The organism is Mesorhizobium waitakense (assembly GCF_056431085.1).
Genome location: NZ_JBWKME010000024.1, coordinates 20,575 through 46,441, shown reverse-complemented (window position 1 = coordinate 46,441; position 25,867 = coordinate 20,575). Strand labels below are relative to the sequence as shown.

34 protein-coding genes are annotated in these 25,867 nt (G+C 59.6%); 14 read left to right on the top strand and 20 right to left on the bottom strand.

What is annotated here, in order from left to right; translation table 11 throughout:
• Positions 1 to 321 precede the first annotated feature (321 nt).
• The 10 genes from AC07FD_RS08255 (at position 322) to AC07FD_RS08210 (ending at position 9,990) form a co-directional block, all read left to right on the top strand.
• On the top strand, positions 322 to 1,737 hold the full coding sequence (locus AC07FD_RS08255; protein WP_478349439.1) for a site-specific integrase: 1,416 nt from the start codon (positions 322 to 324) through the stop codon (positions 1,735 to 1,737).
• A gap of 362 nt (positions 1,738 to 2,099) precedes the next feature.
• Positions 2,100 to 2,918, top strand: a complete 819-nt coding sequence (locus AC07FD_RS08250) for a hypothetical protein (RefSeq protein WP_478349438.1) — start codon at positions 2,100 to 2,102, stop codon at positions 2,916 to 2,918.
• 241 nt (positions 2,919 to 3,159) lie between these two features.
• Entirely contained in the window at positions 3,160 to 3,876 is a 717-nt protein-coding gene (locus tag AC07FD_RS08245) for a hypothetical protein (RefSeq protein ID WP_478349437.1), read from the top strand.
• Between the two features lie 73 nt (positions 3,877 to 3,949).
• A complete protein-coding gene (locus AC07FD_RS08240; RefSeq protein ID WP_478349436.1) occupies positions 3,950 to 4,717 on the top strand; it encodes a hypothetical protein in 768 nt (255 codons plus the stop codon).
• A 95-nt stretch (positions 4,718 to 4,812) separates the two neighbouring features.
• Positions 4,813 to 5,424 (top strand): DUF6338 family protein, encoded by a 612-nt coding sequence (locus AC07FD_RS08235; RefSeq protein ID WP_478349435.1) that lies wholly within the window; start codon positions 4,813 to 4,815, stop codon positions 5,422 to 5,424.
• Positions 5,425 to 5,661: 237 nt separating this feature from the next.
• On the top strand, positions 5,662 to 5,925 hold the full coding sequence (locus tag AC07FD_RS08230; protein ID WP_478349434.1) for a hypothetical protein: 264 nt from the start codon (positions 5,662 to 5,664) through the stop codon (positions 5,923 to 5,925).
• A gap of 1 nt (position 5,926) precedes the next feature.
• Entirely contained in the window at positions 5,927 to 6,520 is a 594-nt protein-coding gene (locus AC07FD_RS08225; protein ID WP_478349433.1) for a phage tail length tape measure family protein, read from the top strand.
• Between the two features lie 40 nt (positions 6,521 to 6,560).
• Positions 6,561 to 7,238: a hypothetical protein gene (locus tag AC07FD_RS08220; protein WP_478349432.1), complete on the top strand. Its 678-nt coding sequence runs from the start codon at positions 6,561 to 6,563 to the stop codon at positions 7,236 to 7,238.
• A 45-nt stretch (positions 7,239 to 7,283) separates the two neighbouring features.
• A complete protein-coding gene (locus AC07FD_RS08215) occupies positions 7,284 to 8,843 on the top strand; it encodes an LA2681 family HEPN domain-containing protein (RefSeq protein ID WP_478349431.1) in 1,560 nt (519 codons plus the stop codon).
• A gap of 124 nt (positions 8,844 to 8,967) precedes the next feature.
• Entirely contained in the window at positions 8,968 to 9,990 is a 1,023-nt protein-coding gene (locus AC07FD_RS08210; protein WP_478349430.1) for a toll/interleukin-1 receptor domain-containing protein, read from the top strand.
• 68 nt (positions 9,991 to 10,058) lie between these two features.
• Here the strand turns inward: AC07FD_RS08210 and AC07FD_RS08205 are convergent, their stop codons facing one another.
• From AC07FD_RS08205 to AC07FD_RS08175, 7 genes are all read right to left on the bottom strand, one after another.
• Positions 10,059 to 10,520, bottom strand: coding sequence for a hypothetical protein (locus AC07FD_RS08205; protein ID WP_478349429.1), 462 nt, complete (start codon positions 10,518 to 10,520; stop codon positions 10,059 to 10,061).
• Between the two features lie 3 nt (positions 10,521 to 10,523).
• The gene (locus AC07FD_RS08200; protein WP_478349428.1) at positions 10,524 to 10,697 is read right to left on the bottom strand and encodes a hypothetical protein; all 174 of its coding nucleotides are present in this window, start codon (positions 10,695 to 10,697) and stop codon (positions 10,524 to 10,526) included.
• A gap of 593 nt (positions 10,698 to 11,290) precedes the next feature.
• Positions 11,291 to 11,632: a hypothetical protein gene (locus AC07FD_RS08195; protein WP_478349427.1), complete on the bottom strand. Its 342-nt coding sequence runs from the start codon at positions 11,630 to 11,632 to the stop codon at positions 11,291 to 11,293.
• A gap of 147 nt (positions 11,633 to 11,779) precedes the next feature.
• The gene (locus tag AC07FD_RS08190; RefSeq protein ID WP_478349426.1) at positions 11,780 to 12,259 is read right to left on the bottom strand and encodes a hypothetical protein; all 480 of its coding nucleotides are present in this window, start codon (positions 12,257 to 12,259) and stop codon (positions 11,780 to 11,782) included.
• A gap of 26 nt (positions 12,260 to 12,285) precedes the next feature.
• Positions 12,286 to 14,181, bottom strand: coding sequence for a MobA/MobL family protein (locus AC07FD_RS08185; protein WP_478349425.1), 1,896 nt, complete (start codon positions 14,179 to 14,181; stop codon positions 12,286 to 12,288).
• Complete coding sequence (locus tag AC07FD_RS08180; RefSeq protein WP_478349424.1) at positions 14,178 to 14,432, bottom strand: hypothetical protein; 255 nt, start codon at positions 14,430 to 14,432, stop codon at positions 14,178 to 14,180. Before AC07FD_RS08180 ends, AC07FD_RS08185 begins: the two co-directional genes overlap by 4 nt.
• Positions 14,429 to 14,665, bottom strand: coding sequence for a hypothetical protein (locus tag AC07FD_RS08175; protein ID WP_478349423.1), 237 nt, complete (start codon positions 14,663 to 14,665; stop codon positions 14,429 to 14,431). The genes AC07FD_RS08180 and AC07FD_RS08175 overlap by 4 nt, the downstream gene beginning before the upstream one ends.
• A 289-nt stretch (positions 14,666 to 14,954) precedes the next feature.
• On the opposite strand from AC07FD_RS08175, the gene AC07FD_RS08170 reads away from it, so the two are divergent.
• From AC07FD_RS08170 to AC07FD_RS08160, 3 genes are read left to right on the top strand one after another with little or no spacing between them, the layout of a single operon-like run.
• A complete protein-coding gene (locus tag AC07FD_RS08170) occupies positions 14,955 to 15,287 on the top strand; it encodes a hypothetical protein (RefSeq protein ID WP_478349422.1) in 333 nt (110 codons plus the stop codon).
• A complete protein-coding gene (locus AC07FD_RS08165; RefSeq protein WP_478349421.1) occupies positions 15,271 to 17,307 on the top strand; it encodes a DotA/TraY family protein in 2,037 nt (678 codons plus the stop codon). The genes AC07FD_RS08170 and AC07FD_RS08165 overlap by 17 nt, the downstream gene beginning before the upstream one ends.
• Positions 17,308 to 17,352: 45 nt before the next feature.
• On the top strand, positions 17,353 to 17,499 hold the full coding sequence (locus AC07FD_RS08160) for a hypothetical protein (RefSeq protein WP_478349420.1): 147 nt from the start codon (positions 17,353 to 17,355) through the stop codon (positions 17,497 to 17,499).
• Positions 17,500 to 17,711: 212 nt separating this feature from the next.
• Here AC07FD_RS08160 and AC07FD_RS08155 read toward each other — a convergent pair whose 3' ends face one another.
• Positions 17,712 to 18,272 (bottom strand): hypothetical protein, encoded by a 561-nt coding sequence (locus AC07FD_RS08155; RefSeq protein WP_292703617.1) that lies wholly within the window; start codon positions 18,270 to 18,272, stop codon positions 17,712 to 17,714.
• Positions 18,273 to 18,539: 267 nt separating this feature from the next.
• Positions 18,540 to 18,890 (bottom strand): DUF2958 domain-containing protein, encoded by a 351-nt coding sequence (locus tag AC07FD_RS08150; RefSeq protein ID WP_478349419.1) that lies wholly within the window; start codon positions 18,888 to 18,890, stop codon positions 18,540 to 18,542.
• 270 nt (positions 18,891 to 19,160) lie between these two features.
• Here AC07FD_RS08150 and AC07FD_RS08145 point away from each other — a divergent pair, with 270 nt between their 5' ends.
• Entirely contained in the window at positions 19,161 to 19,742 is a 582-nt protein-coding gene (locus AC07FD_RS08145) for a hypothetical protein (protein ID WP_478349418.1), read from the top strand.
• A gap of 63 nt (positions 19,743 to 19,805) precedes the next feature.
• Here AC07FD_RS08145 and AC07FD_RS08140 read toward each other — a convergent pair whose 3' ends face one another.
• The 11 genes from AC07FD_RS08140 to AC07FD_RS08090 form a co-directional block, all read right to left on the bottom strand.
• Positions 19,806 to 20,021, bottom strand: a complete 216-nt coding sequence (locus AC07FD_RS08140) for a hypothetical protein (protein WP_478349417.1) — start codon at positions 20,019 to 20,021, stop codon at positions 19,806 to 19,808.
• A gap of 9 nt (positions 20,022 to 20,030) precedes the next feature.
• A complete protein-coding gene (locus AC07FD_RS08135; protein WP_478349416.1) occupies positions 20,031 to 20,270 on the bottom strand; it encodes a hypothetical protein in 240 nt (79 codons plus the stop codon).
• A 70-nt stretch (positions 20,271 to 20,340) separates the two neighbouring features.
• The gene (locus AC07FD_RS08130; RefSeq protein WP_478349415.1) at positions 20,341 to 20,544 is read right to left on the bottom strand and encodes a hypothetical protein; all 204 of its coding nucleotides are present in this window, start codon (positions 20,542 to 20,544) and stop codon (positions 20,341 to 20,343) included.
• Positions 20,541 to 20,924, bottom strand: a complete 384-nt coding sequence (locus tag AC07FD_RS08125; RefSeq protein WP_478349414.1) for a hypothetical protein — start codon at positions 20,922 to 20,924, stop codon at positions 20,541 to 20,543. Before AC07FD_RS08125 ends, AC07FD_RS08130 begins: the two co-directional genes overlap by 4 nt.
• Positions 20,921 to 21,193, bottom strand: coding sequence for a hypothetical protein (locus tag AC07FD_RS08120; protein WP_478349413.1), 273 nt, complete (start codon positions 21,191 to 21,193; stop codon positions 20,921 to 20,923). The genes AC07FD_RS08125 and AC07FD_RS08120 overlap by 4 nt, the downstream gene beginning before the upstream one ends.
• Positions 21,190 to 21,504 carry a hypothetical protein gene (locus AC07FD_RS08115; protein ID WP_478349412.1) on the bottom strand — a complete coding sequence of 105 codons (315 nt, stop codon included), beginning with the start codon at positions 21,502 to 21,504 and terminating at the stop codon, positions 21,190 to 21,192. Before AC07FD_RS08115 ends, AC07FD_RS08120 begins: the two co-directional genes overlap by 4 nt.
• 94 nt (positions 21,505 to 21,598) lie before the next feature.
• Complete coding sequence (locus tag AC07FD_RS08110; protein WP_478349411.1) at positions 21,599 to 21,808, bottom strand: hypothetical protein; 210 nt, start codon at positions 21,806 to 21,808, stop codon at positions 21,599 to 21,601.
• 103 nt (positions 21,809 to 21,911) lie between these two features.
• The gene (locus AC07FD_RS08105) at positions 21,912 to 22,154 is read right to left on the bottom strand and encodes a hypothetical protein (protein WP_478349410.1); all 243 of its coding nucleotides are present in this window, start codon (positions 22,152 to 22,154) and stop codon (positions 21,912 to 21,914) included.
• 97 nt (positions 22,155 to 22,251) lie between these two features.
• Positions 22,252 to 22,674, bottom strand: a complete 423-nt coding sequence (locus AC07FD_RS08100) for a hypothetical protein (protein ID WP_478349409.1) — start codon at positions 22,672 to 22,674, stop codon at positions 22,252 to 22,254.
• A 715-nt stretch (positions 22,675 to 23,389) separates the two neighbouring features.
• Positions 23,390 to 24,646 carry a hypothetical protein gene (locus tag AC07FD_RS08095; protein WP_478349408.1) on the bottom strand — a complete coding sequence of 419 codons (1,257 nt, stop codon included), beginning with the start codon at positions 24,644 to 24,646 and terminating at the stop codon, positions 23,390 to 23,392.
• Positions 24,647 to 25,482: 836 nt separating this feature from the next.
• A complete protein-coding gene (locus tag AC07FD_RS08090) occupies positions 25,483 to 25,734 on the bottom strand; it encodes a hypothetical protein (protein ID WP_478349407.1) in 252 nt (83 codons plus the stop codon).
• Between the last annotated feature and the right edge of the window lie 133 nt (positions 25,735 to 25,867).

The following is a 25,867-nucleotide window of genomic DNA, read 5'->3' as shown; positions in this document are numbered from 1 at the left end:
GGTCCCGAGTTGGTCCCGTGCTAGGAGAAGGTGAAAACAGGGGCCAATTCAATGCCGACAATCCGTGCGGTTCTCACAGGCGATCACCTCGATATGGCAAGAGCCCTTGTCGTGTCCGGCGACGGCGACGGGACGACATTCGCCGATGAAAAAGCCGATGGCCTGATCCTGCGCGTCCGGAAGTCCGGAGCCGCATTCGCCGTGAAATGGAACGGAAGAACGCGCGCCATCGGCAGCCTGTCGGCTTCGGCGGAGAAGGTCGTCCGGGGCGAGATTGGCACGATCTCCAAAGCGAGAGAGCTTGCCGGACAGGTCCGCGCGATGCTGCGCGACGGAACAGACCCGACGGCATTCCTGACGGGCAAGGCAGCAGGCAAGAGCGACGGCGCGGCTGCGGATTCGGCGGTTAGGGCGACGAAGGTCGAGAACGGCTTCTGGACCTGGGGAAGGCTGATAGACGAGTACACGGACGGCTATCTCGGCAAGCCCCGCCTCGGGAAAGGGAATCATATCCGGCAGCCCTCAGAGAAGTCGGTACGGACGGCGAAGAAGTCGCTAACCGTACAGGAAGCGGATTTTCTCAACGGAAAGCTGCTGACTGAAATCGAGGAAGGCGACTTCGAGAAGGTCCGTGATGACTGCAACAAGGTCGGCCGCAAGACCGCCTCGCGTGCCTTTGTCGTCAATGCCCGGGCCGCGATGTCTTTCGCGAAGCGCAAGCACAAGAAACTCAGCGGCCTTGGCGACATCTCGCCGTGGTGGCTCGGTGTCGAGATACTGGAGGAAACGGCAGTCGCCTCGCGGACGCGCATGCCGACCGTCAAGAACCTCGCGAAGACCCTTTATCTCGCCGAGAAACATCGCGTCCTTGCGGGCAGGAAGAACAAGCGCGGGACTTCGGAAACGGTCCTGTGCGGGCTGTGGTGGATCGCCCTGACCGCGCAGCGGACAGGTGCCGGGCTAGCACTGGAACAGGAACACGTCCTGCCGTGGCCTGACGGCCGCAAAGGCTGGAAAATATGCCTGTGGTCCGAGGTCATCATGAAATCGCGGCACTATCATGCGTTGCCGATTCCGCCCCGCGTCGTCTTGCTGCTCGATCGGGCGATGGCCGGGCGTGGGAAGGATTCCAAATATGTATTCGCCGGGACCGCCACACGGAAAGGGCAAGGCGACAAGCCTATCTCGATCTCGTCACCGAAGAACCTGCTGGACAGACTGCGCGGGCACCCCGTCAACCTCGGCAAGCGCGAGGATGAGCGACGGGACGGCCTCCCGGACCTGTTGGGGGAGGCGGGCGTTTCACATTTTTCCCCGCACGATATCCGTCGCACCTTCGCGACGACATGCAGCGACAGGTCCGTTCGCGGCGATGCCATCTCTGCTGTCCTTGATCATGCCGGAATAGATACGGGTCAGAGGCTCATCCGATCGTCCGAGGTCACGCGGCTGGCATACGACTACAGCCAGAAGCTCGACCTCAAAGCGGTCGCCATGGAGGCGTGGACGGACGCGCTTTTCAATGCGGTGGAGCAGGAATGGGAAGCGAACCGACCGCGAAGGGCTGCCTTCCGGGCGGTCCCGCCACCAGTGAAGCGGGCCGTCGAAAAGCAGGAGGCGAAAATCTCCTTCTCATCTGACTACCCGTGGTACACAGCGATGGAACGGAAGGCCGCGAAACCGCCGCTGCCGCTACTGTCATCGCTCAACCGTGAGGAAGAGGTTTATGAATTCTAGGGCCGATATGGGCTAAGATTTTCCCGCAAATGAAAGGCCTTCGCGAAGGCGCTCGCCTACAGTCGGACTTTGGACGAGGAAGAGGCTAGGCTTACCTTTGGTGGCGGCAGGTGCAATGTGCCCAGCATCTAAGTGCCGATGTTCTACGCAAGCGGTATTGGTGGAAGATTCCCACAATCGATCTCGTCGTCATGCAAAGCTCGGCGAGCGTCGATAGCTACATAAGCCATGCCCGAATGGGAATTTTTGCCTCATCCACGAGGCCATTCCGGATCAGCAAATAGGCGGTTTCAACGCCTGGGCGTTCTTGAAACTCATAGCACTAATGATAGTCTTTCAAGCGAATGACCCCCGAGAGGCGAATGGCTAGTTACTCCAAGTTCCAGGATGCATTGAAGGCCTCGATCTTGGCGCATCTGTATAAGGGGCAAGCTCAATTCGCCCCTCTCGAACACCTTCGACAAACATGCCCAAGTCTTGTGCATACGCAAATCACCGATCGGGATTTGGAAATCTGCCTATCCGCTCTGGCTTGGGACAACGAGATCACCATCGAGATCAGTGGCGATGTTCCAGGGTTAGAAGAGTTTTTGCCGGATAATTACGAGTATTTACCAGACGACGAGCGTTCGAAGGTGTGGTGGGAATGCTTTTACGATAGCGACCATGACATCATAATACCGCTACATTCTATGGATGCTGTTTCGCTAGATGACTATAACGTCGCGTCGCTGGATCGTCGGAAGCTGGTCCAGAACGATGTCTTCCGGCGTATCTATCGGATGGGAGATGATGCGGTAGAGGACTATTTCGAAGAATTGCTTTCAGAGTTTGACAGTCTTGAACCTGCTCGGTATGTCGATTCTAAGAAGGTCATTGATCTTGACAAAACGCCAGAGGTCAAAGCAGAGATCGTCAGTGCTCTAACGACCCTCACTCAGCTTATCGAGTCCAACAACGCGGCCATGTCGATGAAGACCAGCGCTCTGGAGAAAGCCATCGGTGAGCTGAAGGCAGGAACCGAAATTGTCAAATCGGGCAAATTTACCGTTGGGAAGATCGAAGCAGCACTCTACGGCTGTATGACATACCTGACATCCAAATTCGCTGATGCTCCGATCGGAGATGCCGCTCAGTTCGCTTGGGGCCTGATAAAGGCAGCCATAAATCACCTAGTGTAAAAACAGCCATACGTGTCGCCGATCGACGCGAATTAGCGCTTGTGCAATGCTGTGGCCAATCGATGAAGTGCATGGAAGCCTGCTTCCTCTTCGCCGAGGGGCACGTCGAGGATCTGCGCGAGTGGGCTCCACTCGCGCCGGACTTGCAGAGTGGGCCGAAGCGAACAGAAGCATGCCGGACCTGGAGACCCTGTAGCTGGCAAGCAGATAGCCGTATCATCAGGAGAGGTTTGGATCCTTCATGTTGAAGCCAATACGACGGCTAGATGGGGTGCTGGTCGTGCTATTTGTCGTGAGTGCCATACTTATGGTCCTCGGACACGAGGATCCTTTTGCCCGCGATACGTTGTGCGGACTGACTGGCTTCTGCCCCCGTTCTATCCATGCCGCTTTCTGGAACAAGCTCGCCTATGACATAGGCACTGGCTCCCTAGTCAGCCTCGTCTTCTACGGCTTACTGATCCGAATGCCAGAGGGGCAGAAACGGCGCAGAATAAAACGAAGCCTGGAGCTGCACTACCGGATGTTCAAGAAAGACTCCATCGCGATATTCCTTGGCGCTGCCGACGGGTCCTACAATCTGGATCAGGTGGACAAGCTGCTTGATCAGGCCGCTTTCCGAGACTATTTCAAAAGAGACCCACTGACGCGACAGAGCAGGTGGGACGATGTGCTGAACAACATGACAGAGGACAACCTACGGGAATTGCTGACTGCCATGGAAGTCTTTCGTGACGAGATTTCCTTTGTCCTGAGTAACACCGACATACGGAGCGATGATGCCTTTGCATTTTTCAAGAGGCTATCCAGCGCGATCTACTTCGCGAAAGACGCGACCTTGGAATATGACTCCATCAAATCGCTTGCCGGATTTTACTGGGCGATATTTACGGGATGGGATTGGGCGACCGGATATCCAAAGAAGGATATCGTAAAGGAGATGGTTGAGGCCATCTGACGGTCCGTCCGTCACGGTGTAGTTGAGGAGTAGAAGCGCGATGCCTGTCCGGTTCAGAGTCTAGTCCGTCGCCGTGGCCTATCTGGACAGCCAAATCAGTCAGTTTTCCGAAGAGCTCGCCAAATTTTTGGATCGGGAAGATGCCCTCACGACTGCCCTCCTTATTCGGGAATTCAGAAAGCCCGAAACGTCCGAGCTCGTACGTCATGGGCTTGTGCGACGGCTCGCTACCCTCAAGCATGCGATCCAGCGCACTTTCGAGATTCTGCCCCCGCAAGAGGCGGAACCCACACGAGACATGCTTATGGACGCGACGAGCCATTTGCAAACCTTCGTGATCAACGTCTTCGGCGCAGTCGATAACCTGGCTCGCATCTGGTGCATGGAAGCCGACATCCGGAAGCCGAACGGCACCCCCCTGAAGCCGATGGCTATAGGCCTCACGCCCGGCCACGTCGCCGTCCGCGCGTCGCTATCGCGGCCTTTCCAAGACTATCTGGCGACCGCCGACCCATGGTTCGCCTATCTCGAAGACTATCGGCATGCTCTTGCTCACCGTATTCCACTCTATATCCCGCCGCGCCAACTCAACGACGAGGAGAGCGCTGAATTCGAGCGCTTGGAGCAGGAGATCGCACAGGCCCTAAACGACCATGAACGCTACGGCGTGCTTCGAGGCCAGCAACAACGTCTCGGCACCTTCAATCCGCTGATGATGCACTCCTACAGCGAACGAGCTCGCCCCGTTTTCCTGCATCCGCAGATAATCTGCGATCTATCAACTGTCGTCGAGATCGGTGAGCACATGCTGCGCGAGGTCGAAGCCCTGCCGCCCCCGTAGGCCATGCGATGTCGGGACTTAATGTAAACGGACCGTGTTTCCTGGACTTCGCGACTCAGCGCATAGTCGCTGATGGGGAACAGGCGGAGCCAAACTTGGGCAACTTTCTTTCACTCGATGCCATCTACGTCGCGCTTGTATTCGTCATGCCGGGCTACATTATCACGTCGTTTCGGGCACACTTCATCACGGGCCATCGGCTAGACGGGCCGGACTACTTTGTCAGGCTCCTTACATTAAGTGCCCTCAACTTCACGCTCTCCGGGTGGACAATTTATCTCGCAATAGCTTGGAATGTCGGCATCGGGAAGCGGCTGGCCATGTGGCTGTTTGTGCTACTCATCGCCCCGGCAATAATTGGATTTGTCAGTGGGATCGGATCCAAGCGGAACTGGGTTCGCAACCTCTACGGCAAGTTCGGTCTATCGCCCGTCCACGTGATTCCGACATCCTGGGAATATCAGTTCTCTACACTGACAGAGGCATGGGTTTATGTGGTCATGAAAGACGACACAACGTTCGCCGGATATTGGGGCGGAAAATCCTTCGCCTCTTCACGTCCAGAAGAACGAGACATCCTGATAGAACAGGTGTTTGAGACACCTAGGAAGCCGAAGAGGGGGCCATGGACTCCGACCAACAAGAGTGTTCTCATTTGCTCTGGAGAGATTCGCACTATCGAATTTACTCCCATTGAAGGAACCTGAAAAATGACCGAGAGAGAGAACGTAGGCGGTGGCCGCCCCTCCTCGCCATCGACAGCGGCTGCCAATGTGACGAGGGGTCACCAGCCCAATCCTGGCCGGACGACTTCGGGCGGGCGCGAAGGGGTTCAAGGCGGCTATCAGGGGCCAACCAGCGAGGGTGCCCCTGCCAATCCGCCAAGTGGCGGATCAAGCGGCGGTAAGAAGTAGGCATGGGGTGCCGATTGGGATCATGGTGACATGGCGAGGCTGCTCGCCTTGGAACATGCGTTCTGCTCCCTCGCTCTGATCTCGGCTAGCAACTACGCCCTTCTTGCCAGAAGCACACCAAGCGCGGCAGTCAACCAGTTCCGGGCGGCGATAGAAGGCTCCGTGTACGATTCAGGCCAAGTCTCAAAGGAGACGAAGGCGCTCATGAAGCAGCGTCTGAAAAGGATGTTCGATCATATCGCTCAAATGGCCATCCATGCCGATGAAGGAACAAGGAAGGAGGCCTCCAGCTGAGATGGCTCGCAGAAAGTTTGTCGGCATCGTCGACATGGCGGGAATATTTGGCATTGGGCCAAGATTACGGGATAGGGGCATTGGGGGCAACATGCGCAAAATGTTCGTGACGGCGGTTGTCGTCGGTCTCGGGATTTCGGGAAGCCAGCTGACAGGGATTGCTTCCGCCGCCAGCGATGAATTGGCTACCGCTATTGCTTTGTCTGCTGACGGCGACCGATACAATCTCGCCGAGTTGGGCCGGATTCGTGACCACATTGTCGGTGGCAGTATCTCAGAAGACGATGCCAAAGCCGTCCTCAAAAGGTTTGTAATGGATGGTGTTGACCCATCTGATATCGAAACACTCGCCCTTGCATCGGTTGCTTATGCATCGGCCACTGACCAGAGCGTAATCTTTCTCGGCCGGGATTTCTCCCGCGCATTCTCCGGCCGCGTTGACGAGATCCGCAAGCTGGACGAGAAATTAGATTTCCTGACAGCTAGCGACTACGAGACCATGTTGCGCCTGCAGAAAGAGGGGAAATTCCGGGAGGCCAAGGGCACTGCGGTATCGTCGCTGGCGACAAGGCTCTCACTATTGGCGGGCAAATGAGCACCCTCCGATTTTGGGCATTCGAAGTGTTGGAGGGGCGATGAAATTCGAAGAATGGTATCTGAACGTCCTCTACGACTGGCAAACGCTGATCACGGGCATTTTGGCGGTGGCCGCCGCAGGATTCACAGGATGGCCGCTTTGGGTTCAGATTCAAGATCAGCGCAAACAATCCGATTTTCAGCGAGAGCAAATTGAGAAAGAGAGCCGTCAGAAGGTAAGGGCCGCCCTCATCAAGGTTCCGCACGCGCTCGCGGAAATCAATACCTACGTCGTTGCTTGTTTTGATGCATGGAAACGCAAGAAGCCGGACGAGCGCCCGAAACCGCCATCAGAGGCGCTTAAGGTCGTTATGGATGCAGCGGCCTATGTCGACGACGAGTCCTTCCAGAGCATGCGACAGCTGATCATCAATTCGCAGACATTCGAATCCCGATTGGATTCTCACGGCAGACAGCGTCCTCACAATATACTGGATACGATGGTCGTTGACATAGCCGAGCTGTCGTACCTGACGACCAGGCTCTTCAAATTCGGACGCATGGACGAGGATACGAAGACCGTGCCTTACGTGAAGGCGACCCGTGTCGACCTGGAGGAGGCTCTTGGCCGAGATTTCGACCTCAAACTGCTTCCCGAACACGACCCGCTCTTGGCCAGGGTTGACAGAGCGCTGCGCTTGCGATTTCCGGGACCGAGAACGCCTCCAGCCCTTTGACGGCAATCAGGCAAGTCCTTTCCCTAGGGCAGGTTGGCGAACAAAATGAATTACGACCTGATCAACGAGTTGTATAAACTCAGGGACAACCAACCGAGTGAAGCGCTCAAGCGCGTGAACGAACTAGGTGGCAGTCCGGACGAAAGAACAATATCGGCAGCCATCCTAATCGATTGTGGAGATGCTGTAGGGGACCCCGTGGCTGTAAGACAAGGGGTGGATATGCTGACCCAGCTCTCGAAAGAGGTCGGAACTAACCCGAATCTCGCATACAACTTGGCAAACGGATTGCAGATTCGAGCGCGTTTGACCTCTGGGCAAGTCTCATCTTTTCCGGGGCAAGCTGCGGATGATCGCTTTCAGGCACGTGTGTTGTTTGGGACGGTTATGAGCGACTCCACCGTATCAGCAGAGCTGAAATCGCAAATGTCCACCAACATAGGAATTCTCTTGCTCGAAACCCACCGATGGGTCGAAGCCATAGACTATTTCCAGCATGCGCAGGAGCTCTTACCCCGCAATGGGGTAGCCGCATTTCAGGAAATGCGGCGATTGATGGGGCTGGCCGCGCTGTTTGCGCGTGAGCCGGACACCTACCAGACTTATGGCCATATCGACACCTTGTTGCAGCGCGTCCGACAACTGGCTGTAGTTGTTTCTGCCAATTATAATACAGTTCAGGATTTCGCGGGCACAGCGGCGCTTTCCGTCGTCCAGCGGGCCGTCGAGGATGCGATGCGCATCGCTCAAAGCCCCCGGCGACGGATTGAAAACCGCTATTTTTCCTATGTGCACGACAACAATCTTGCATTGTCGCTTCATTGCAGCTCGGAAGAAATGAATTCCGGTCGTTTTGATTTACTGAATATTCCTCACATACAGACAACGCTGTTAGACGGTCATGGAGTTCCGGAGATCTTCGCGATGATGAACGTCATGAAGGCGGATTTTGCCTTCGCTAGACAGGTGTTTTTTGGTGTGCGGGAACAAGATAGGGAAACACCGTTTTTTGAGACAACGTCGCACGGCGACACATTGGACTATTCGCTTTATGGGGTGAGATATTCCGCTCTTACGACTGCTCAGCGGATTGCGTTTGATATACTCGACAAAATCGCTGTCGCGCTTGCGTGTTATCTCAAGATCCCGAAAGGGCACAAAGTGAGTTTCGCAGACGTTTGGGGAAGAAAGGTCAACGGGAAGGGTTTTGTGTTTACGCAGGAGATCGCAACCGAGCTCCAGGGGAAGAATGCAGGACTTATCGCCCTCTTCAATCTTTTCGAGGATATCTCAAAGGATGGCGGCCGAGGTGATGGCTTCATGGAGGCCCATAAGCACTACAGAAATTCTTCGACACACCGCTTCACTGTTCTTCATGACATGGGGACTCGCCAGGGACCATCACCCTCTCTTGCAGTCGAACATCAGCGGATTGAGGAGTTTGAGAGGTTAACTCTAGCGTCGTTGAAGCTCGCAAGGGCAGCGCTTTTCTATTTTGTGGATTCGATCGTATTTGCAGAACAGCGTAGCAGCGGCAAGGCGGAGATCATCGTTTCATCTGAGGTGCCGGACCACGATCAAATTCGCGGTCGGGAGCGGTTATGAGTTGTAGCAAAGTCGCACGAAGGGTCATCGGCCTTCCGATACGCCATTTTCACCACCCCTCGGAGCGGATACACACGTCGCGGCATGCGCGTTGACGCATTCGCACATTGTTGGGAGCGCAGCTTTGAGTAAATCCGTGTTCGTCAGCCATGCCGCAGTGGATGCGGCGCTGGTCCGCGCCTTCGTTGACTTTCTGGTAGACGGCATCGGCGTGCCGACCGAAGAGATATTCTGCTCTTCGCTCCCGGACTTCGGAATCCCGACCGGGCAGAATTCCGTCGAGTACATGCGCAGCGAGATCGACGGATCGCTCATCGTCATCATGCTGATGTCGCCGACCTATATGACGAGGGCATTCTGTCAGGCGGAGATGGGTGCCGCTTGGGTAAAGGCGACGGAAGTGTTCCCTATCGTTGTGCCACCTACGACTTTCGCCGAAGTGGACGGCGTTATGCTTGGCAAGCAGGCAATCAAAGTCGACGATGACATTCGCTACAATGAACTACGTGAGAGGCTCGCCGAGTTAATCGGCTTTAAGCCAGTCAAGGCTACTCGCTGGGATCAGAAGCGAAAGCAGTTCTTCGGCGCGCTACCGGACATTCTGGGGAAGCTTGCCAAGGCAACGTCGGTTCAATTGGCCACTCACCAAGAGCTTGAAGCCAAGTACGACGTTGCGTTGCTCGATCTTGAGAAGCAGGAGGAAGAGATCGGCCGTCTAGAAGCCGAGAACGCGGAACTGAGGAAACTTAAGGACCCGGCCCAAGTTGCCAAGGTCATCGCCCAGTTCACCGACGCGACAGTCAGTGCCGAATTCGAGCGTTTAGCCCTGGTCGCGAAGCGAGCGATCAAGACTATCGGCGCTTCCGGTGTGCGCAACCTTTACCTCGCGGATCGCTTCGGCAAACCCTTCGACGCGCGGAGCTGGGATCAAGAGGATTTCGATGCCGCGATCCGGCGGAATGTGCTGGCCGAGGATCTCACGCCTAGGCCTGACCACCGCGAAGTGCGGATGGCGAATGAGGCGCTTGACGAGATGGAAGGCTTCGTCGCGGCCAACTTGGAAGAGTTGGAGAAATATGGCGACGTTCACTACTCGTCGCCGATGGAGCCAGACAACGAGGATTTCTGGGATGAGCACCTATTGTAAGGGTGGAATGCGTTAATCCGGCGAGTGGACGCGACAAGATCGCACTGAAGGGCTTGTGATAGCCCGCGTCAATTCCTTGGCAGCTTGTGAATCTCTAACCTTACCGGGCCGCCTCGGTCGCAACTCGTGCAGAAAAGCGCCCTTTCGACCGAGCTGAATAGCGCCTCCTTCCCGTAGCGCCGGATCAGACCAGCAGGCTTTACCTGCGCATGATGCGAGCAGTTTTTACACCAAGCGCGGAGCACGTGCCACTCGCGAAGATCGCCAAGCGATACGTCCAGGCCAGCATGAAGGCCGCCTTCGACAACGGTTTGCAGCGACACCGTGGGTTCCCCGGGCGTGATGATTTTTTCCATGACGTGTCGGCTGTTGTAGTGGATCAAGAGCATCCCTGGGCGCCTGCGGATCGCGGCCTGCCATGCTGCTTGACTGACCAACGAGTCCGGTGATCGGCATATGGTTTCGACCAGCGCCGTTTCCTCGCGATCCCAAACCTCAATCCTGAAATTATCTTCCGCCGTCGCAACCACTATTCATTCCCGTCTACCGTGCCAGCCCCGAGAAAAGCCGGATGACAAGGCAACCCGCGCTAGTGCCAGTTCGCGCTCAAGAACATCATTTCGAGCGAGGGCGCCCAGCAACGCTGCCAGGACATCGCCGCCAGCGGCCACAATGGCCTCTTCCGCGATGCGCTCCAGATCGGACATGGCTTCGCCGTCCGGCGCGCCTTGAGGCTCCGGCATTCCTGTTCCCTAGTTTAGATACCCCTGGAATAAGGAACATATTCCTCGCCAGTCAAGGCGCTGTTGACTCTTTTGTTCTTATTTCGTTCACAGTGCGCCTGAACGACAACAGGAGGCAGAGATGGACCTGCTTTTGCGCATTTAGGGCGCTTCGCCCGATGAAATTGCACGTGGGACGGCCGCAGCCGAAGCGGTGTTGGAATGCGCTGGTATCACAGCCGTACAGGCAGCAGACGGTGCTTTTGCGCTCGAAGGCTGGGATGTTCAGGGGTTCGCTGAAACAAGGAACCGCCGGAAGAAGCGTATGAAGCCGCTCGATTGTGGGGTGATGCCGAAATGGCTGCGATAAAGGCGTGCTGCGCCGGCTGGACGGAAGACAGATACCAGGGTTCGTCGTCGCCTTCGTCCGTGGCGATGACGGCGAACTGTTTCCCGCCTTCGGGTCGGCCGATCAGCAGACTGAGGAACGGGCGATCCGCACGACCAAGGCCTTGGCATCAAAGCATGTCGGCGTAATTGCATGCCCGATGCTGACATTCGAGCTGCTTTCTGTCGCGCTACTCATCCTCGTCGCCCTCGACAATCCCGTCATCCTCCGGCTCTGGGAAATGCCGAAGGAAAACGTCACTCGGCGGTCGACGGTACCTGCGGATGACGCTGACCTCTACGCAGGGGAATAGGTCGTCGAGGTCGATGATAACTAGGCCAAGGGACAGGGCCTCATCTTGCAAGCGCTCGATGGTCGTTGCGTGAAGGCGGCTGGTATCGAGCGCGGCCTTAAGTTGCTCGCGTGTCAGACAAAACCTGCCGCGTTCCTTCCCCCTAAAGGGCTCCTCATATATATCCCTCCAGAGCTTGTCGGCGACTTCTCGTATCTTATCATCGCTCACGCCAGCCATAGTGATCTCCGGTTGCTAATTTTTGCTCTCTGGATAGAGTTAATTGATCTAGCACCGGAAATAAAGCGAAAAATGGTACCCAAGAGCAGAGTTACGCTCTTGGGCGCGATCTGTCATGCAGTTGGAACGAGAGCTAGTGGTGCAACCTTACACCTGCGAATTCAGCCTCGACCTCCATGCCTTCCTCAGACTCCGCATGCCCCTGCCGGGCATCCTGAATTCTTCAGCGAGGCCCGACGGCATCTGGACATCGGGGCCAAGGGCTTCCTGCATGCGGACGCGGGCAAGGACATCGCGGCCTTGGCGCTGCCAGTCGCGAAGCGCCCGGCGTCGGTCGCGGGAGACTTCTTTCAGCAGCCGATTCCAGTCATGCGGCTCCGATGCGTGAAGCTCGAAAAATGATTGCAGAGCGTGATCTTCGGCAATGACGGTTTGGGTGCCTAGCCATCTGCACCACGGCAAACCGGGCCGGCGGACCTTACGGAAGCGCCGACCGTCGCAACGGCCGGCGGCTTCCGGTTCGTCGCTCGCCACCCAGCAGACAATGGCGGGATCGTAACGAGCATATTCGGGATACGTCCGGCCATGGGCACGGGCATGCACGTAGCGCCGCAACGCGTTCGCCATGTCGTCAACTCCATGCGCGGCGGGGATCATCTAGGAACCCGAGCGCGGTCGTGGTCCTGCCCTTCGGCGAGGTCTTCGGGATCGACGTCAAAGACGCTCTCCCGCTCTGGCGCGTCCTTGCGCTTCTCGTCCTCACGCTCGCGGGCGGCCTTCCCGAAGGTCCGGAAGGAAGGCAAGGCACCGACAACATCCGCCTCAGGGCGACCGACCAGTCGTCCACGCTGCTCGTCGTCCAGGTGTAGGGCGATGAAGTCGGAAAGTTCTTTGTCGTTGGTCTCCAGGCGGGTTAGCGCGGCCTTGTCGCCGGCAGCGGCTTCCAAAACGAGAGCCGCGACGGCTTTGTGATTCCTGATCGCGTTGAGCTCGTCGCCTTCGGAGCGGGTGCGAGATCGGTCAGCCTCGAAGGCGCTGCGGACATCCTCAGACGGCGTGTAAAGCTCGCCCGTCGCCTGATCGTAGACTGTGACGCCTTGGCGCTGCGCTTCGGTCCATGCCGAGTCCTTGAAGGCACGATCGCCGAACACTTCGATCTCGCTGCCCCATTCGGCGACAGCCTTCTCGACCATAGCGCGAACGGCTGCCTCGGAAGCGGCAGGGCCATGAATCCGGAGCTCATCGCCAAGATCCTGGATCCGGCATGCACCGATCGAAACCCACACGCCGTCAGGTGCTTCGGTAATTCTGGTGTAGCCACGGCTGCGCCAGCGGTCAGCAAGGCTCTCCACGCGGTCTGCGGGCAAGCTCGGCACTTCGCCTGGTTTGCGGCGCTGGCGGAGGCCGGAGGCCTTCCGCTGGATGGATTTCAGTTCTTCCAGGCGCTCGATCTCGTCGGTATCGCCGGCGGCTTCCAAAGCGGCGGCAAGGGCATCGGCATGGCCGCGCGATCCGAAGACCTTCAGGCGACGCCCTGCGATCTCGACATGTCCGCCGTCTCTGGTGGCGACCTTGGTGAGTGCGGGATTCGACGTGTCTACGAAATGGAGATTCGCGGACCAGCCCGCCGGGTCGGCGAGGTCCGGAAAGCGGGTCGATAGCAGCCGCGTTTTGAAGTCGGCTTTCGAGCGCGGGCGAATGCCCTTGCGGGCCTGATGGGTCGGGTTCATTGCCATGATTTCCTCCTCGGTTTTCGTGAGCTCGTTCTCAGCAATTCTTACGCTGCGCATGCTTGAAACAAGGGCGGTGCGGCGATCATGTCTCTTGCGCTTGGTGACAGCCTTCTTCCGGCCTTCGCCGATGCTGGGCTCGGGCTCGCGGTCATGCAGCCCTCGATCGGCGTTCGAGCGGTGGTCAGCACGGCGGGCGCTGCCTGCGCGCTCCAGGAATCGGTTCATGATTCCGGCGATGCGCTCGCGCTCGGCTTTCAAGGCATCGCCGCGCTCGCCGCCGTGGCGCCCGCCGCTCTCGAACATGGCAAGCAGGTCGGCGTTGCGGGTCTTTGCGAATCCGGACTCCTGTATCGGGTCCAGAAGCCGCGTGGAAAGCATGACATGAAAGTGGGGCTGCTCCTCCGCGTCGGCTGCGCGCGGACGGTGATAGGCGACGTCGACGATCGCGCCGGCAGCGACGTATGGAGCGACGGCCTGCTCTATGAAAGCCCTGCGATTTTCCTCGGGGATGTCGCGCGGGATGGTTATCAGGATTTCGCGAGCGACCACCGCATCCTTCCGGCGCTCCGCTGCCTCGGCGCGGTTCCAAAGCTCGGCGCGGTCGTAGGTCCATGCAGGCGCGTCCGGAGGGGCGAGGATGAAGCAGTCCTCGGCCTTCTTCTTCGTGTAGTCGAATACCTCGCCGATGCGTTCGTCCGTGAGCCTGGAGGCGCAACGGTACGCTGCTGCGGCCACGGCGGAACGGCCCGCGCTCCGTTGAAAAACGGAAACGCGGACGTTGAATATGGCGGAGTCGGGCGGCAGGGAAGTGGTCACCGATCACGCTCCCGGCGGATTGCCTCGCGAACATCATCCCACTCGTCGCCTTCCCGGTAGGGCCAGTCCCAGTCCGGCCCTACCGGGACGGGAGACGTGGCAGCGGCCTGTCGCGTTGTGAGGAATCGGAACGTGCGCCCCACGAGGACGGATAGCGCGGCGATGACGAGCGCTGGTCCAAGCACGACGAGGACGCAGCCTGCTGCCACAACAGTCCAGTCGGCGACGACGAAGAATTCGAGCAAGGTCACGACAAGACCTCCACGTTTTCGACTTCGTATCCGGCAGATTCCAAGACCGCGTGTAGCTCCTCGCGCTTGTCGCGTGTGACGATGAGCACCTCGAAGGATTCGTCGTCCAGGAAGGTCACGAATCCGACGCGGCGAGCGTAGTGGCGAAGCTGCGCGGCATCGACTCCGCAGGCCTCGACCGAGACGAGCGGAGAGTCATGGAAGCGGCTCCACTCCAAGCGAATCTGATTCATGTCGCGTCTCCTCATCGCGGTGCGTCTACCAGCCCGGTAGGGCGCGATGCGTTGGAACAACGCTTAATCGCGCCCTTAGTCAGGGGGACCGCCGTAGCGGCTTCCTCCAACGATGTTTGTTTGCGGCCTTGAGATCCGCAAGGGCTTCTCAAATGATTGAATCGACGTCGATTTTTCGGAGTCGGGGTTTCGCGGGCTACGCCTGCAAACTTCAACATTTTTGGTCTGCGAATTTCTGCCGGGAGGGTTTCCAAATGCCGCCGGCGGCATCGCAAAAGGGAGATTTGGAATGCTGGACTTGGGAAAACTTCGAGAAAAGGAACGTGTGCTGCTTCAGAAAAAGGCGAAGGTGGAGAGCGACCTGGCGCGGCTCCGAACGGCGGAGAAAAAGGCTGCCCGACGCGACGATACGCGGCGGAAAATCGTCCTCGGTGGCGTCGTCCTGGCGGCGGTCGAGGCGGGTGATTTGGAAACGGATTATTTCGGTCGGCTGGTTCGGAGACATGTCGCCGAACGGGACAAAAAGCTTTTCGAGGGGTCGCCGTTCGCGGTGACGGAAAACGCGAATCCAGAGGGGAAGGATTCAGGAATCGGGAGCGGGAAAAATGAACAGTCCGATTGATCTGCTTTCCGCGCCGTCACAGCATGATATTGCCTGGTCCTGGGTCACGACGATTCTGCCCGCCGACATGTCGTCGCCGTACGGCGCGGCGCTCGGAACCTTCGCCTCGACGCTGACGTTTTTAGCGAGCCTGTTTTTAGGTTTCCACATCATCGTCGGTATCGTTTCTTCGGCGTACTCGGGGAAGGTCCTCGGCGATCGATATCATCAGATCTGGGCACCGCTGCGCGTCATCGTCGGGTTCGGGATGTTGATCCCGATCGCGGGAGGGTTTTCCTCCGCGCACTACATGCTGCGCGATCTCGTCACCTTGCCCGGTGTCAACATGGGCAACGGCGCCTGGAACACTTTCGCCGGGACGACGGCCGACGATCTGACCCCGATCATCGCGCGGCCTGCGGGCGGTTCCAGACTCGTGCTTGATATCATGGAACACGAGATCTGCGCGGCAGTGACGAATGCGGCGGGAAACACCTGGGGCTTCTACCAAGCCCTCCCGCCGGCGAACGGCGAGGAAGTCGGCGCGGGTCTGTTCTTCGGATCGAACGACCGCGTCCAGTGGGACTACGGGCAGGACTGCGGACGCCTTTCCTTCGGCCTGATCTCCGACCGTCGGCAATTCTCGGCGACACGGCGCGAAGCTGTCGGCGGGATCGTGTCCGCCGTCCGGACGCAGGCCGACACGTATGCCGCCCTGTTCAAGCGGGTGGACACGACACTCTCCCCCGACCAGGCGATGAACGGAGTCGTCGCCGGAACGCTGCCTGTCGGCCTCGCTCAAAACATTCGCCAGATGGGCGCGGCCTACGATACCGCGATAGCGCAAGCTGCAAAGCACGATGTCGCAGAGGTGGCGACGGAATCGCGGTCGCGGCTGGTGGATGCCGCCCGGCAGGACGGATGGATAAACGCGGGCGCATACTGGTACGGCCTCGCCCAAATCTCTGGGCTCACGAATGCCCTGACGGGCGAGCAGGCGGAACAGGTCGCCGTGCGGTACGGCGAGGGCAACAGCGGTTTCGAAAGGAACGCACGGGCGGCGATAGGGACGCTGCGCTACCAGATCGCAGGCGAGGAAGCCCGCGTCGGCCTGACGGCCAACGACCTCGCGGCAGCGGGGGACGAAAGCTCCGGCTTCATGTCGCGCGCTCTCGCCCCCCTGACACGCGGCATAGGGGAATGGCTTGCCTCGCGCGACGAAACCGCCGATCCGGTCGCCCGGATGATCTCGGACGGACACACGATGATGAACACGGCCTCGGGCGTAGTCATCGGGACAGGTATCGCGATGGGCCTCGCCAACACGGCCCCCGGAAAGGTCATCGGCGCGGACGGCGTTGCTTCCTGGTTCGCCAGCTTCATTTGGGTTCCCACGGTCGTCCTTTGGCTGCTCGGAGCAGTGCGGGCCTACGTGCTGCCGCTGCTCCCGTTCGTGTTCGTCTTCATCGGCGCGATAAAGTGGGGCGGGGCGATCCTGGAGGCATCCATAGCTCTGATTTGCTGGGCTTTCGTTTGGATCAGGATGGACGGCGACGAACTCATCGCGCAGCAGCAGCGGACGGGCGGAATGCTACTGTTCAACATTACGCTCCGCCCTGTGCTGATCGTCCTAGCCCTGTGCGCCTCGTACCTCCTGCTCGCCATCGCATACGGGACGCTCGACAAGCTGCTCCCCACCGCCTTCTACGGACAGACCGGAGGAGCCGCGACGGGGCTGGGCGCGCTGCTCATCCTGCTGACCATCAAGACCTTCCTGCAATGGTTTCTGGCCGTCCACCTGGCGGGCATGTGCTCCGATCTCCCCGACCGTATCGGCGAGTGGTTCGGCGTTCCCGGCGCGGGCAAGATGGGCGACCGTGGCGGCGTCGAGGGGGCAGCTATGGGTGCTGCGGCGGTACTGAGTCAGGCACGCGGCGCTGGCAACGTCGGCAAGCTCGCCCTCCCATCGAAGACCCCGAAGCCGAGCGGTGGAAAGGGAAACGACCACCCTTACGGCGGTATCGGACAAAAGAAGACGTGACATGGAAAAGGCCCCGATTTCGGGGCCTTTTCTTGGTGGTCGGTGATGTCGGATTTTGAAGTCTTAGAAGCCCGCGAGGTAGCGAACGCCAAGGTATGCGAGGCAGCCGCCGAAGAAGGCGACATTCGCGAACGCACCGACGAAAACCAGAGCTTGAAATCCACGCATTTTTGCCTCCTCGGCTGGTATTAAAATCTGCCTCTTTCAGCCTGTCAGGAACGTCGCTACAAGGGGCTGGCGCGGGTACAGGCCTCGGCCGAACCACGGGCCCCTTGCGAGCAAGACGGCCGGACAGGCATCTTCCAGCATGATTTTAGTACCCGCCGAGGCAAGAGCCCAGGTTTTGATCGGATTTTCTCGCAGGGCCTATCAGCCTCGAAGAGATCAGCGAGGATTGGACGGTGTCAAGCAGAAGGATTGATGCCGGGAAGGGCTTTGCTCCCACCGACGACCAGGGTCTCAGGGAACGAGTACTCCAGCAGCTTTGGATAAGGCTGCAAATGGTCTGTGCTTCGGTGGAGATAGAGGTGCAACGCCAGGAGACCGCATAGGGCGGATACTACGTTTCCTTGGTTCGCCTTTGGGAAGTCAGTGTCACGATGATGCTTCACCTTATTGTAGGCTTTCCACCAACCCGGTGACTCTGGCGAAACGTCACCCCAACTGCTCCATGGCTGGATTGCCATTTGATAGCGGGAGATCGCTATCTCGATGGTGTGCATACCCGGAAACGCGGAACAGATATCCTGTTGGTAATCGACGATGGTAGCAGCATTGGAGGACGTGTTGACATCGCGGCATAGAACTTTCGCTGTGATGTCCACCTCGCTCCCGATCAAAAGCAACAGTTTCGCGTACTCTTGCGAGTAGGCAATGCTGTTTGCTGAAGCTAGCTCCACGAAGTTGATGGTGCGCTCAAAGTCGCGCTCAAGAGACAGAAAGTAGTGCCAAGCGCTCAGATCCATGTCGCCCCTCCTAGTCGGAGCCAACGCTATTGCAATTCACAGAAGTTTGTAACCGTCTCGGGAACCAGACGGCATCATAGCTAACTTCCGCCTACAGCGGACAGGCAGCGATAAGCGGCTTTCTCGCAACAAGAGTGGGCAGCTTTTTCGGCTGCCTCTACCGACAGGTTTTTGACTGACGAGAAGCATCGCAGCGCAGCGTACCCGAGCTTGCGGCTGGCCTCCGAATGGAGAAAGAGGGGGCGGCCGGTGACCGCCCATTCTTCTTCATGGCCGCGACGGGATCTTCCCGACGAACCTTATCTCGGGCGCTACCTCCGAGATCGCCCGCGAGGGTTTGAAGTCGGTATCGACGTCGAGCAGCCTCCCCGCTCGGGAGCGGTTGAAACAGAGCTCCGGGATCGACACCCAGCCGAGCAAGGGGAGCGAGCCGTCCGTCGGAAGGAAAACGCCGAAGGCCAGGGCGTGATTCTGCGGCGATATTTCAGAGAGCAGCCATTCCGCTCCTGTATCAAGCGAGACGATTTTGACTACGGGCAGTCGATGTAGTCGGCCGCCGCTTTCCTCGCTGTTCCTGCCATTTTCGAGCATCAATTCTTGCTGAGCTTTCGGGATCATCTGCCTGTCTCCTTGGGCCTCCGCGAGGCCGTGCGAGACGACAAGGGAAGGGGAAACGGGCGAGCCCTGGCTCCCTGAAAGGGACGCGCAGCGCTCGGCCATGGGCGCGACCGTCCACCCGACCAGGAACGCGCATAACGGCCCCTGGCGAGGCCGGAGGCGGCAGGAATCCCGATCTCAACGGGATGTTCGGAACGGCAGAAAGAATGGGGCTTTGTGCCCTGCTGCGGAAGAGCTCACCATCGAAAGATCGACACAGGGGGAAGGCTCATGCTCAGGAAATTCGTCGCGGCGACACTTGCCGGAACGGTACTCATGTCCAGCGCCGGCGCTGCCTGGGCGCAAGATCCGCGGTTCATCTTCCGCTATCGCGCGGGCCTCGTCCTGCCTGTCGACGCCGACATCGGCACTCCCGACAACGGCGGGGACGAAGGAGAGCCGAACGACGACGGTGAGCCAGGACAGACGCAGTATATCGACATCGAGATCAGCAATGGCTGGCACCTGTTCTGCCCCGCCGCGCCGACTACATCGGCTGCCACGCTGGCGCACCTGGTCGGCGCATCGATCGCGCTCAAGATCGATGTCGATACGATCTACACCGAGCCGGACGGCGGCGGCTCCCTCGGTGTTCTCATTTACTATGACGCATCGCTCTTGCCGGACAGCTACGGCTTTGAAGCGTACTTGGATCCCGCATCGTACGGCTGCCTGGACGAGTGGGGTGGGGTTGCCGTCCTTCCCGGCTGGACGAAGCCAGATCGGGATGCCGCCGTCGGGAGCAGCGTCGGTGGTGTCGTCAGCGGTGTCAGTGTCGGGGGCATGACTTTCACGCAGCGCCCGCCGCATTAGCGGACGGCCATCCTGGGCGGCAAAAACCGCAGCGGACGAATCCGCTATGGTCTCAGGCGGGATTCAGGCGACGACCACCCTGCCGACGAAGGCGCAAAGCAGGAAGAGGACTCCCGCTCGGCCGGACCACATCACGGCAGCTGCGATGTCGTTCGACCAGTGATCGCCCTCGAAAATCGGGCGATCGAGATATTCCGTTCCGGCAGCGGCGAGCGCGACGCTGACGGCGAGCAGGATCGACCAGGCAGCGGCGGACATGGGGAGGGAAATCAGTGGCATAACGTACTCCTATGCCGCCCTGGCGCCGGGGAACAGGTTGATCACGGCATCGCTTTCGGTGATCGTAGCTACGGGCTCCTCGCGCGAGCACCCGACGCATACCTGGTCGGCGACCTTTTCTAGAGAGTTTTCGAGGCTGATCGCGTCGCCATGTCCTGCGCGGGCCATCGCAAAGCGCATGCTATCGTGCAGCACCGACAAGCGAGGGCAGTTCTGGCAGTCTCCGTCAGATTCGATGTAAAGGTCCATGTCAGTCTCCTTGTGTTGAAAGTGGGAAGTCGGTCGGCTCCGGCATCCAGAAAACGCCGAAGCTCATGGGCTAGAAGCCTCTCGCCGTGTGCCGGTCACGTTCCAGCGCGTTGGCGAAAACCCGCCACCAGTTGAATGCGATGTCATACCGCTGGCGGACGGCCTCCCCGGATTCGATGGCGAGATCCGCGGCTGCCTCTACCATCCGAATCCGGGTCAGGAGTTCGAAGGCCACGAGGTCGACATCGATAGTCTCAGGGGTCGCCGTGCTCATGCTGCGTCCTCCATATTTTCGGCTTCGCTGGCATATTTTTCGACATGCCAGCGGGCTTCATGGACAGCCAAATCGCGTTCGATCTCCGCCCGCATTTCCGCCTCCTCAACCGTCTGACGGGCACGGCGGAGAAGCTCGGCGCGCATCAGGGCGAGGGTCGCGTCGGTCGGTGCCGTCGTCCGGCTCGTCCGCGCGGGATACAAGCCGACGGTCCCGACGCTCAGGCCAAGCAGTCTCGCCAACGCTGCCCGCGACATCGCCAGGCGGCTCCGAAGGTCAACGTACTCGTCGCGACGCCGATCGCGGTCTGCGGCTGCGGCCTCGGGACTACCGCCGAAGGGCGGGCGTCCGCCACGGCTACGGGGCGCGTTCGTGTTCATGCTGTCCTCCTTTCTGGACGCAGGATGCCCGCTTCCAGGGCCTTTCCGATGACTTCCTCCATCTCCGCGAACGACATGGGCTCGCGGCCTCCAGGAAGCTTCCGGATATCGAACTCCCTGTCGTTGATGATGCCATCGGCAGCATGTGCATCGAACGACCGCCAAAACCAAAGGGGTATCCTCCCATGCTTCCAAATCCGGTAGACCGGAACGCCGCTGATCGTCGCCCACGGCAGCCCGTTGGCGTAGGTGTCGAGATACTGCCTCATGCTGCCTCACCTTCTGTCACCGTCGCTCCGATCGGGTCGGCAAAGTAGCGGGCCTTGGCTTGGCTTGCGTCGGAGGCCTCGAAGATTCCACAAGCTACGTCCCATGCCGAAAACGCATCTCCGTACGTCTCGCCGGCAAGCAAGTAGGCCTCACGGCGCTTCTTGCCGTATTCCGTGTCCAGGTCCCCGAAGCGGAGACAGGAAAGAACCTCTTGCCCCGCCTTATCCATCGCCTCTGTCGCGGCATCCAGCGCAGCGCCAAGTTCCTGCTTGCGCTGCCACTCCGGCGATGTTTTCCAAAATTTCCGCATCTTCGTTCTCCTCGTTTCCAGGCTTTCGGCCCTCTCCGGAAGGCATCGCGGGATGCCCTCGGGGGAAGGCCGGGGCGATGCCCCGGTTTCCGTGTCAGAATCCCAAAATCTCTAGGGCAGTGCGAGCCTCGGCGATCTCGACATCAAGTCGGACACCGCGCTTTGAGCGCGGGCCGCAGTCCGCCCGTTCCTTACAAAGAGCGTGAAGGCTCCGCGTTATCGATTCAGAGTGCAGCCACCGTTCATGATCGCGCTCACGCTCGCCAGCGGCGAGGCCTTCCTGTTTTCTCAGCCAGTCTTCCATGTCACTCTCCTTGTCTGTCGTGGGCGGGATGCCCGACCCCTCAAGGGGAACTGTCACCGGAGGCTTTCGGCCCTCTCCGGAGGCAACGCCTCCGGTTTCCGTTTCAAGCTGCGTCGGCGATCTGCTCGCGGAAGCGGCGGACGAGACGGTCCACTCTGTGGACGGTGTAGGCCGGTCGGTCGCTCTCGTTGTGAGAAAGGTAGTAGACCGCGCTGTCCAACTCCCTGATCTCCGACTTTGCGGCTTCCTGGTCGGCGAAGATTTCAGGCCGCCCCACGGGGTCGGTGAGAAGCTGGCGGACGTATTTCGGGCCGTAAAATTCCCGTCGTTCGATGATTGCGTACATGCTCATTCCTCTCTGCCGCTCGGCTTTCGGCCCTCGCTGGAGCGGTCGCTAGCGACGGCTCGGGGGAAGGCCGGAGGCGGTTGCCTCCGGTTTCCGGTCAGGCTGCTACGGGAGTGGCCTCGATCGTTCCGGCGAGGATGCCCTCGCGATCTTCATCCGTGCCGCACTGGTCGAGGACTTCGCGGAGGCATTCCGCCTTGACGGCTTCGACGTCGCCGCCGTGGGGGACTTCCCAGCCCGTGTATTCGCCCTGTCCATCGGCGCGCACCCAGCGGACCTTGTGCGAGGGGCCAGCCAGCCATGCGGCCAGCCTTTCCCTGATCTCGTCCGCCTCGTCGTGGTCCAGGTAGTTGCGGAGGTTGCTGTCATTCAGGTCGCCCAGTTCGTCACCGTCCAGGTATTCGAGCGAGGAAAGGCCGTTGATGTCGAAAAGGACGACATCCTCGTGCTGGTCGATGCCGCCAAGGTCGTAGGCGCGTTCGATGCGGATGTTTGTGAGCTTAACAGTCATGATTTCCATATCCTTTGTTCCAGAAGCAGCCGACCAATTCGTGCTGCTCATACATATATGTTGAGTTCATCTTCTGCGTAGCGCAAGGATAAACTGCGAAATAGATCTGCTTATTTTCACGAGGCGGAGAAAAAGATTCCAATGTAAATTAATGTCAACAATTCAATGCGACAGCGGAACTGTCTTATTGAACTGGTTCACACCAATTAACTCTCCGCGTTGTCAACAATTTATGTTTTCCATCCCGCGAGACACTATGTATCCAGAATCGAGTTGGTTCCCGGCGCACGCGAAAAAAGTTGCGGCGTGTCCGGAAGGCAACCGAACGCGGGAGGCGGCCCAGGCGAAGGCGAGAAGGGCATCAGCCGGTCACGACGACGAAGGCCGGAGGCCGCTGCCCATCCAGCGGTGCCGTTCGCCCCTCTTTCCTGCCTTCTTGTTTCCCCTTTGCCGTCAGGCATGGGGAAAACGAGCCCCCGATTTGATGCCATCCATCGTATGCCGCTGCGCCCTTGACCGGAAAAGAGCGGGAGGCGGACGGGAGGGCAAAGGAAAATTTGGAGGGGCTTCAGCCCCGGCCGCGAGGAGCTTTTCACTTAGGAAAAGCGGGGAAATTTCCCTTTGAGGCGCGCAGCGCCGACCGCACGGGCGGCTTCTGCTCTGGTCATAAAAGGGCGCTGCGGCAGGAGATGGATGGCCCGACGCGGAGCAGAAGAAATTGGAGTCAAATGATAGTGCCGCCGAGCATGTCGGCGATTTTCTGCATGAGTCTCGCATTCTCCCGGTCGGCACTGGCTGCCGATGTAGTCGCGGCGATGACCGATCCTTCGTCCAGGCGCGGCAGGGCCGGGTTCTCGGCAGCGATGCCGTCGATTACAAGACGAAGGCGGGCACGGCTCCCAAGCCCGCCGCCTTCCTGCAAGCGGTCGGCGGCCTCGATCGCGAGGCGCTTGAGCTGCCCGGCCTGACGGTCTGTGACACCCGCTTGCCGCTGGCGCTCCTTTTCCTTGTCGCGGGCGGCATAGGCTTTCTCTATGCGGTCTGCATCGCTCTGCGTCTCATCGACCGCATCGCCAAACCCGATCTCTCCCCGTTCCTCGACGCGGCCGAGGAACGTCCCGGCAAGGCCGTGACGCATCCAGCGCGACCAGACAGGCGCATCGACCTGGCCGACGATTTCATCGGATTCGTGGATGACCTGCTCGCCTTCCTCGGCATCGGCAGCAGCCTCGATCTCCAGCACCTTCGCCAGCCTCGGCGAAACGACACAGGAGCGGGTTCCCGGCATCGCCTCCTCGTATTCCTTCCACCGGGCATAGAGGAATTTGTCGCCCGCCGCAGCGGCCTCGGCAATGTCCCACGGCGTCATCGACCCGTCCGCCCTGGTTTCGGTCTTATGACCTCCGGCGACTTCCCAGGCCATGCTGCCTTTCGACGTGTAGTCGGCTGCGTCGTCGGCATCGTGGGCAACGCGGACATGGCAGCCGTGCTTGTCCGAAACCTTCCCGCCATGGGCGCGGATGTGGCGTTTGTAGGCAGCCGCGACGTATTCGCCCGCCTCTTGCGCACGGGTCTTCACAAGCTCGTCCAGGGCATCCCTATCGCCACCAGCGCGGGCTGCCTCCTCATCCGTGGGACCGTCGCAGACGATGTTGAGGTGCTGATGATAGTGCCAGCCGTTTTCCCGACTGTAGGTGACCTCTTGCCCGACGACGACGCCGAGGATGCCGAAGTGGTCGCAGGCTTCGACCCATGCCCGCCCCTTCCGGGCGAGGCCGCTGGCGGTCTGAATCCGTCGCTTGCCGCGCTCAAGCGTCGTTCCAAGGTCATGAGAGGCCGTAAGGACCACAAGAGCGACCTGGCCGCCGCGCTCGTAGGTCGCGGAGGCGACGCGGCCGACACGCTCGGCTCGCTCGAAAGCCTTTTTCGCGGCGCATGTCGGGCAGAGCCATGGCGAGCCGCAGCGGTAGACTCCGGACACGCCAGCGCGGACCTTGCCGCCCGTTCCGGGGCGGAGGTGGATGTTGACGGAATCGGCATCCTGGGCGGGACGTCCACAGCCGCAGACGGCAGGGCCTCTCTCCAGCGGATCGGAAGGACGGCAAAGCCTCTGAATCTTGTGCAGGAGATCCCAGCGGCGGGGGCCGGGAGAAACACGGTAGGCCTCTGTTTCTTCGACTTCTTCGGTTTCGGAAGGAAGAGAAGAAAGGGGGAGTGGCAGACCTCTTTGAGGAGCAACTATTCCCCTTCGTGGAACCGTAGCTCCTCCGCTCCCGAGGCGGCCGGCTGCGCCGACCGCTGAAGCCGCCTCGCGGCGGTCGGATTCTGCCCCGGCAGGGACAACGGAAACGGCCGAACGGATACGCTCTTCGGGTCCGCCATGGATGTCGATGAAGGCGTTTTCGGGAACCTGGTCGAACAGCCGGAAGGATGTCGAGGCTCCGCCGACGACGGCGAGGGCTTCCGCCTTGGTCGACGTCGACTGCTCGGCTGCCGCCACCCCAGAGGCGGGACCGCGAGCCCCGACAGCAGCATGCAGCGCGCGGATGCGGCTGCCGATGCCGGGAAGCTTCGGCCGCCCTGATATATCTAATTGTTGACACTCTGGCTGAGATTTCGGCGATGTCCTGGCTGGGGAGAAACCCAGCCAGCCGCTCACCTGGAGCGGGCCTGTCGGCTATTGACTTTGGCGGGGGCTGATCTGATCATCGTCCTGTTCTCGTGAAAACCCCCGGAGGCCTGGCAGCCGTTGATGGGGGTTTTTTCATGCGCTGACATCAATGGTCATAGCGGGCGGCGCACGGGTCAAGCCCCTGTTCAATGAACAGAGGAATTTCCAATCTCAATATATCGGCCTAGCGTGCGCAGGTAAGCGACGATGTCGCCGAGCAAGTGATCCCGGTCCCCATAGACGCGCTTGATTCGAGCGAGCTTTGGACGAGCGGCCCTGTACTCGGCTTCGGATAGATCCGCGTCCCCGATGACGTATCCCTTATGTCCGATCGCACGGATGTCACACCCGGCATCGATGACATCCTGAACAAACGCTGGGATTTCCTCGGCCTTCATAATGCTACTCCTCCTGCTGTCGGGATACGGCTCGGACATATGCAACCGCCAGTGGATTCGCAATTTGAAATTCACCCAATTTCAACCGCCGCCGCCCGCTGCCCCCTGGTAGCGTTTTGCCGGGATCGGCCAA

Excerpts from the sequence above, each read along its gene's own strand:
- AC07FD_RS08175 (WP_478349423.1), bottom strand. The coding sequence starts at position 14,665 with ATGAATCAGATTCGCTTGGAGTGGAGCCGCTTCCATGACTCTCCGCTC.
- AC07FD_RS08170 (WP_478349422.1), top strand. The coding sequence starts at position 14,955 with ATGCTGGACTTGGGAAAACTTCGAGAAAAGGAACGTGTGCTGCTTCAG.
- AC07FD_RS08250 (WP_478349438.1), top strand. The coding sequence starts at position 2,100 with ATGGCTAGTTACTCCAAGTTCCAGGATGCATTGAAGGCCTCGATCTTG.
- AC07FD_RS08145 (WP_478349418.1), top strand. The coding sequence starts at position 19,161 with ATGCTCAGGAAATTCGTCGCGGCGACACTTGCCGGAACGGTACTCATG.
- AC07FD_RS08130 (WP_478349415.1), bottom strand. The coding sequence starts at position 20,544 with ATGAGCACGGCGACCCCTGAGACTATCGATGTCGACCTCGTGGCCTTC.
- AC07FD_RS08165 (WP_478349421.1), top strand. The coding sequence starts at position 15,271 with ATGAACAGTCCGATTGATCTGCTTTCCGCGCCGTCACAGCATGATATT.
- AC07FD_RS08200 (WP_478349428.1), bottom strand. The coding sequence starts at position 10,697 with ATGTCCGATCTGGAGCGCATCGCGGAAGAGGCCATTGTGGCCGCTGGC.
- AC07FD_RS08090 (WP_478349407.1), bottom strand. The coding sequence starts at position 25,734 with ATGAAGGCCGAGGAAATCCCAGCGTTTGTTCAGGATGTCATCGATGCC.
- AC07FD_RS08215 (WP_478349431.1), top strand. The coding sequence starts at position 7,284 with ATGAATTACGACCTGATCAACGAGTTGTATAAACTCAGGGACAACCAA.
- AC07FD_RS08135 (WP_478349416.1), bottom strand. The coding sequence starts at position 20,270 with ATGGACCTTTACATCGAATCTGACGGAGACTGCCAGAACTGCCCTCGC.
- AC07FD_RS08150 (WP_478349419.1), bottom strand. The coding sequence starts at position 18,890 with ATGATCCCGAAAGCTCAGCAAGAATTGATGCTCGAAAATGGCAGGAAC.
- AC07FD_RS08230 (WP_478349434.1), top strand. The coding sequence starts at position 5,662 with ATGGCGAGGCTGCTCGCCTTGGAACATGCGTTCTGCTCCCTCGCTCTG.
- AC07FD_RS08105 (WP_478349410.1), bottom strand. The coding sequence starts at position 22,154 with ATGTACGCAATCATCGAACGACGGGAATTTTACGGCCCGAAATACGTC.
- AC07FD_RS08190 (WP_478349426.1), bottom strand. The coding sequence starts at position 12,259 with ATGGCGAACGCGTTGCGGCGCTACGTGCATGCCCGTGCCCATGGCCGG.
- AC07FD_RS08140 (WP_478349417.1), bottom strand. The coding sequence starts at position 20,021 with ATGCCACTGATTTCCCTCCCCATGTCCGCCGCTGCCTGGTCGATCCTG.
- AC07FD_RS08115 (WP_478349412.1), bottom strand. The coding sequence starts at position 21,504 with ATGCGGAAATTTTGGAAAACATCGCCGGAGTGGCAGCGCAAGCAGGAA.
- AC07FD_RS08255 (WP_478349439.1), top strand. The coding sequence starts at position 322 with ATGCTGCGCGACGGAACAGACCCGACGGCATTCCTGACGGGCAAGGCA.
- AC07FD_RS08245 (WP_478349437.1), top strand. The coding sequence starts at position 3,160 with ATGTTGAAGCCAATACGACGGCTAGATGGGGTGCTGGTCGTGCTATTT.
- AC07FD_RS08160 (WP_478349420.1), top strand. The coding sequence starts at position 17,353 with ATGTCGGATTTTGAAGTCTTAGAAGCCCGCGAGGTAGCGAACGCCAAG.
- AC07FD_RS08100 (WP_478349409.1), bottom strand. The coding sequence starts at position 22,674 with ATGGAAATCATGACTGTTAAGCTCACAAACATCCGCATCGAACGCGCC.
- AC07FD_RS08155 (WP_292703617.1), bottom strand. The coding sequence starts at position 18,272 with ATGGATCTGAGCGCTTGGCACTACTTTCTGTCTCTTGAGCGCGACTTT.
- AC07FD_RS08125 (WP_478349414.1), bottom strand. The coding sequence starts at position 20,924 with ATGAACACGAACGCGCCCCGTAGCCGTGGCGGACGCCCGCCCTTCGGC.
- AC07FD_RS08120 (WP_478349413.1), bottom strand. The coding sequence starts at position 21,193 with ATGAGGCAGTATCTCGACACCTACGCCAACGGGCTGCCGTGGGCGACG.
- AC07FD_RS08110 (WP_478349411.1), bottom strand. The coding sequence starts at position 21,808 with ATGGAAGACTGGCTGAGAAAACAGGAAGGCCTCGCCGCTGGCGAGCGT.
- AC07FD_RS08195 (WP_478349427.1), bottom strand. The coding sequence starts at position 11,632 with ATGGCTGGCGTGAGCGATGATAAGATACGAGAAGTCGCCGACAAGCTC.
- AC07FD_RS08225 (WP_478349433.1), top strand. The coding sequence starts at position 5,927 with ATGGCTCGCAGAAAGTTTGTCGGCATCGTCGACATGGCGGGAATATTT.
- AC07FD_RS08220 (WP_478349432.1), top strand. The coding sequence starts at position 6,561 with ATGAAATTCGAAGAATGGTATCTGAACGTCCTCTACGACTGGCAAACG.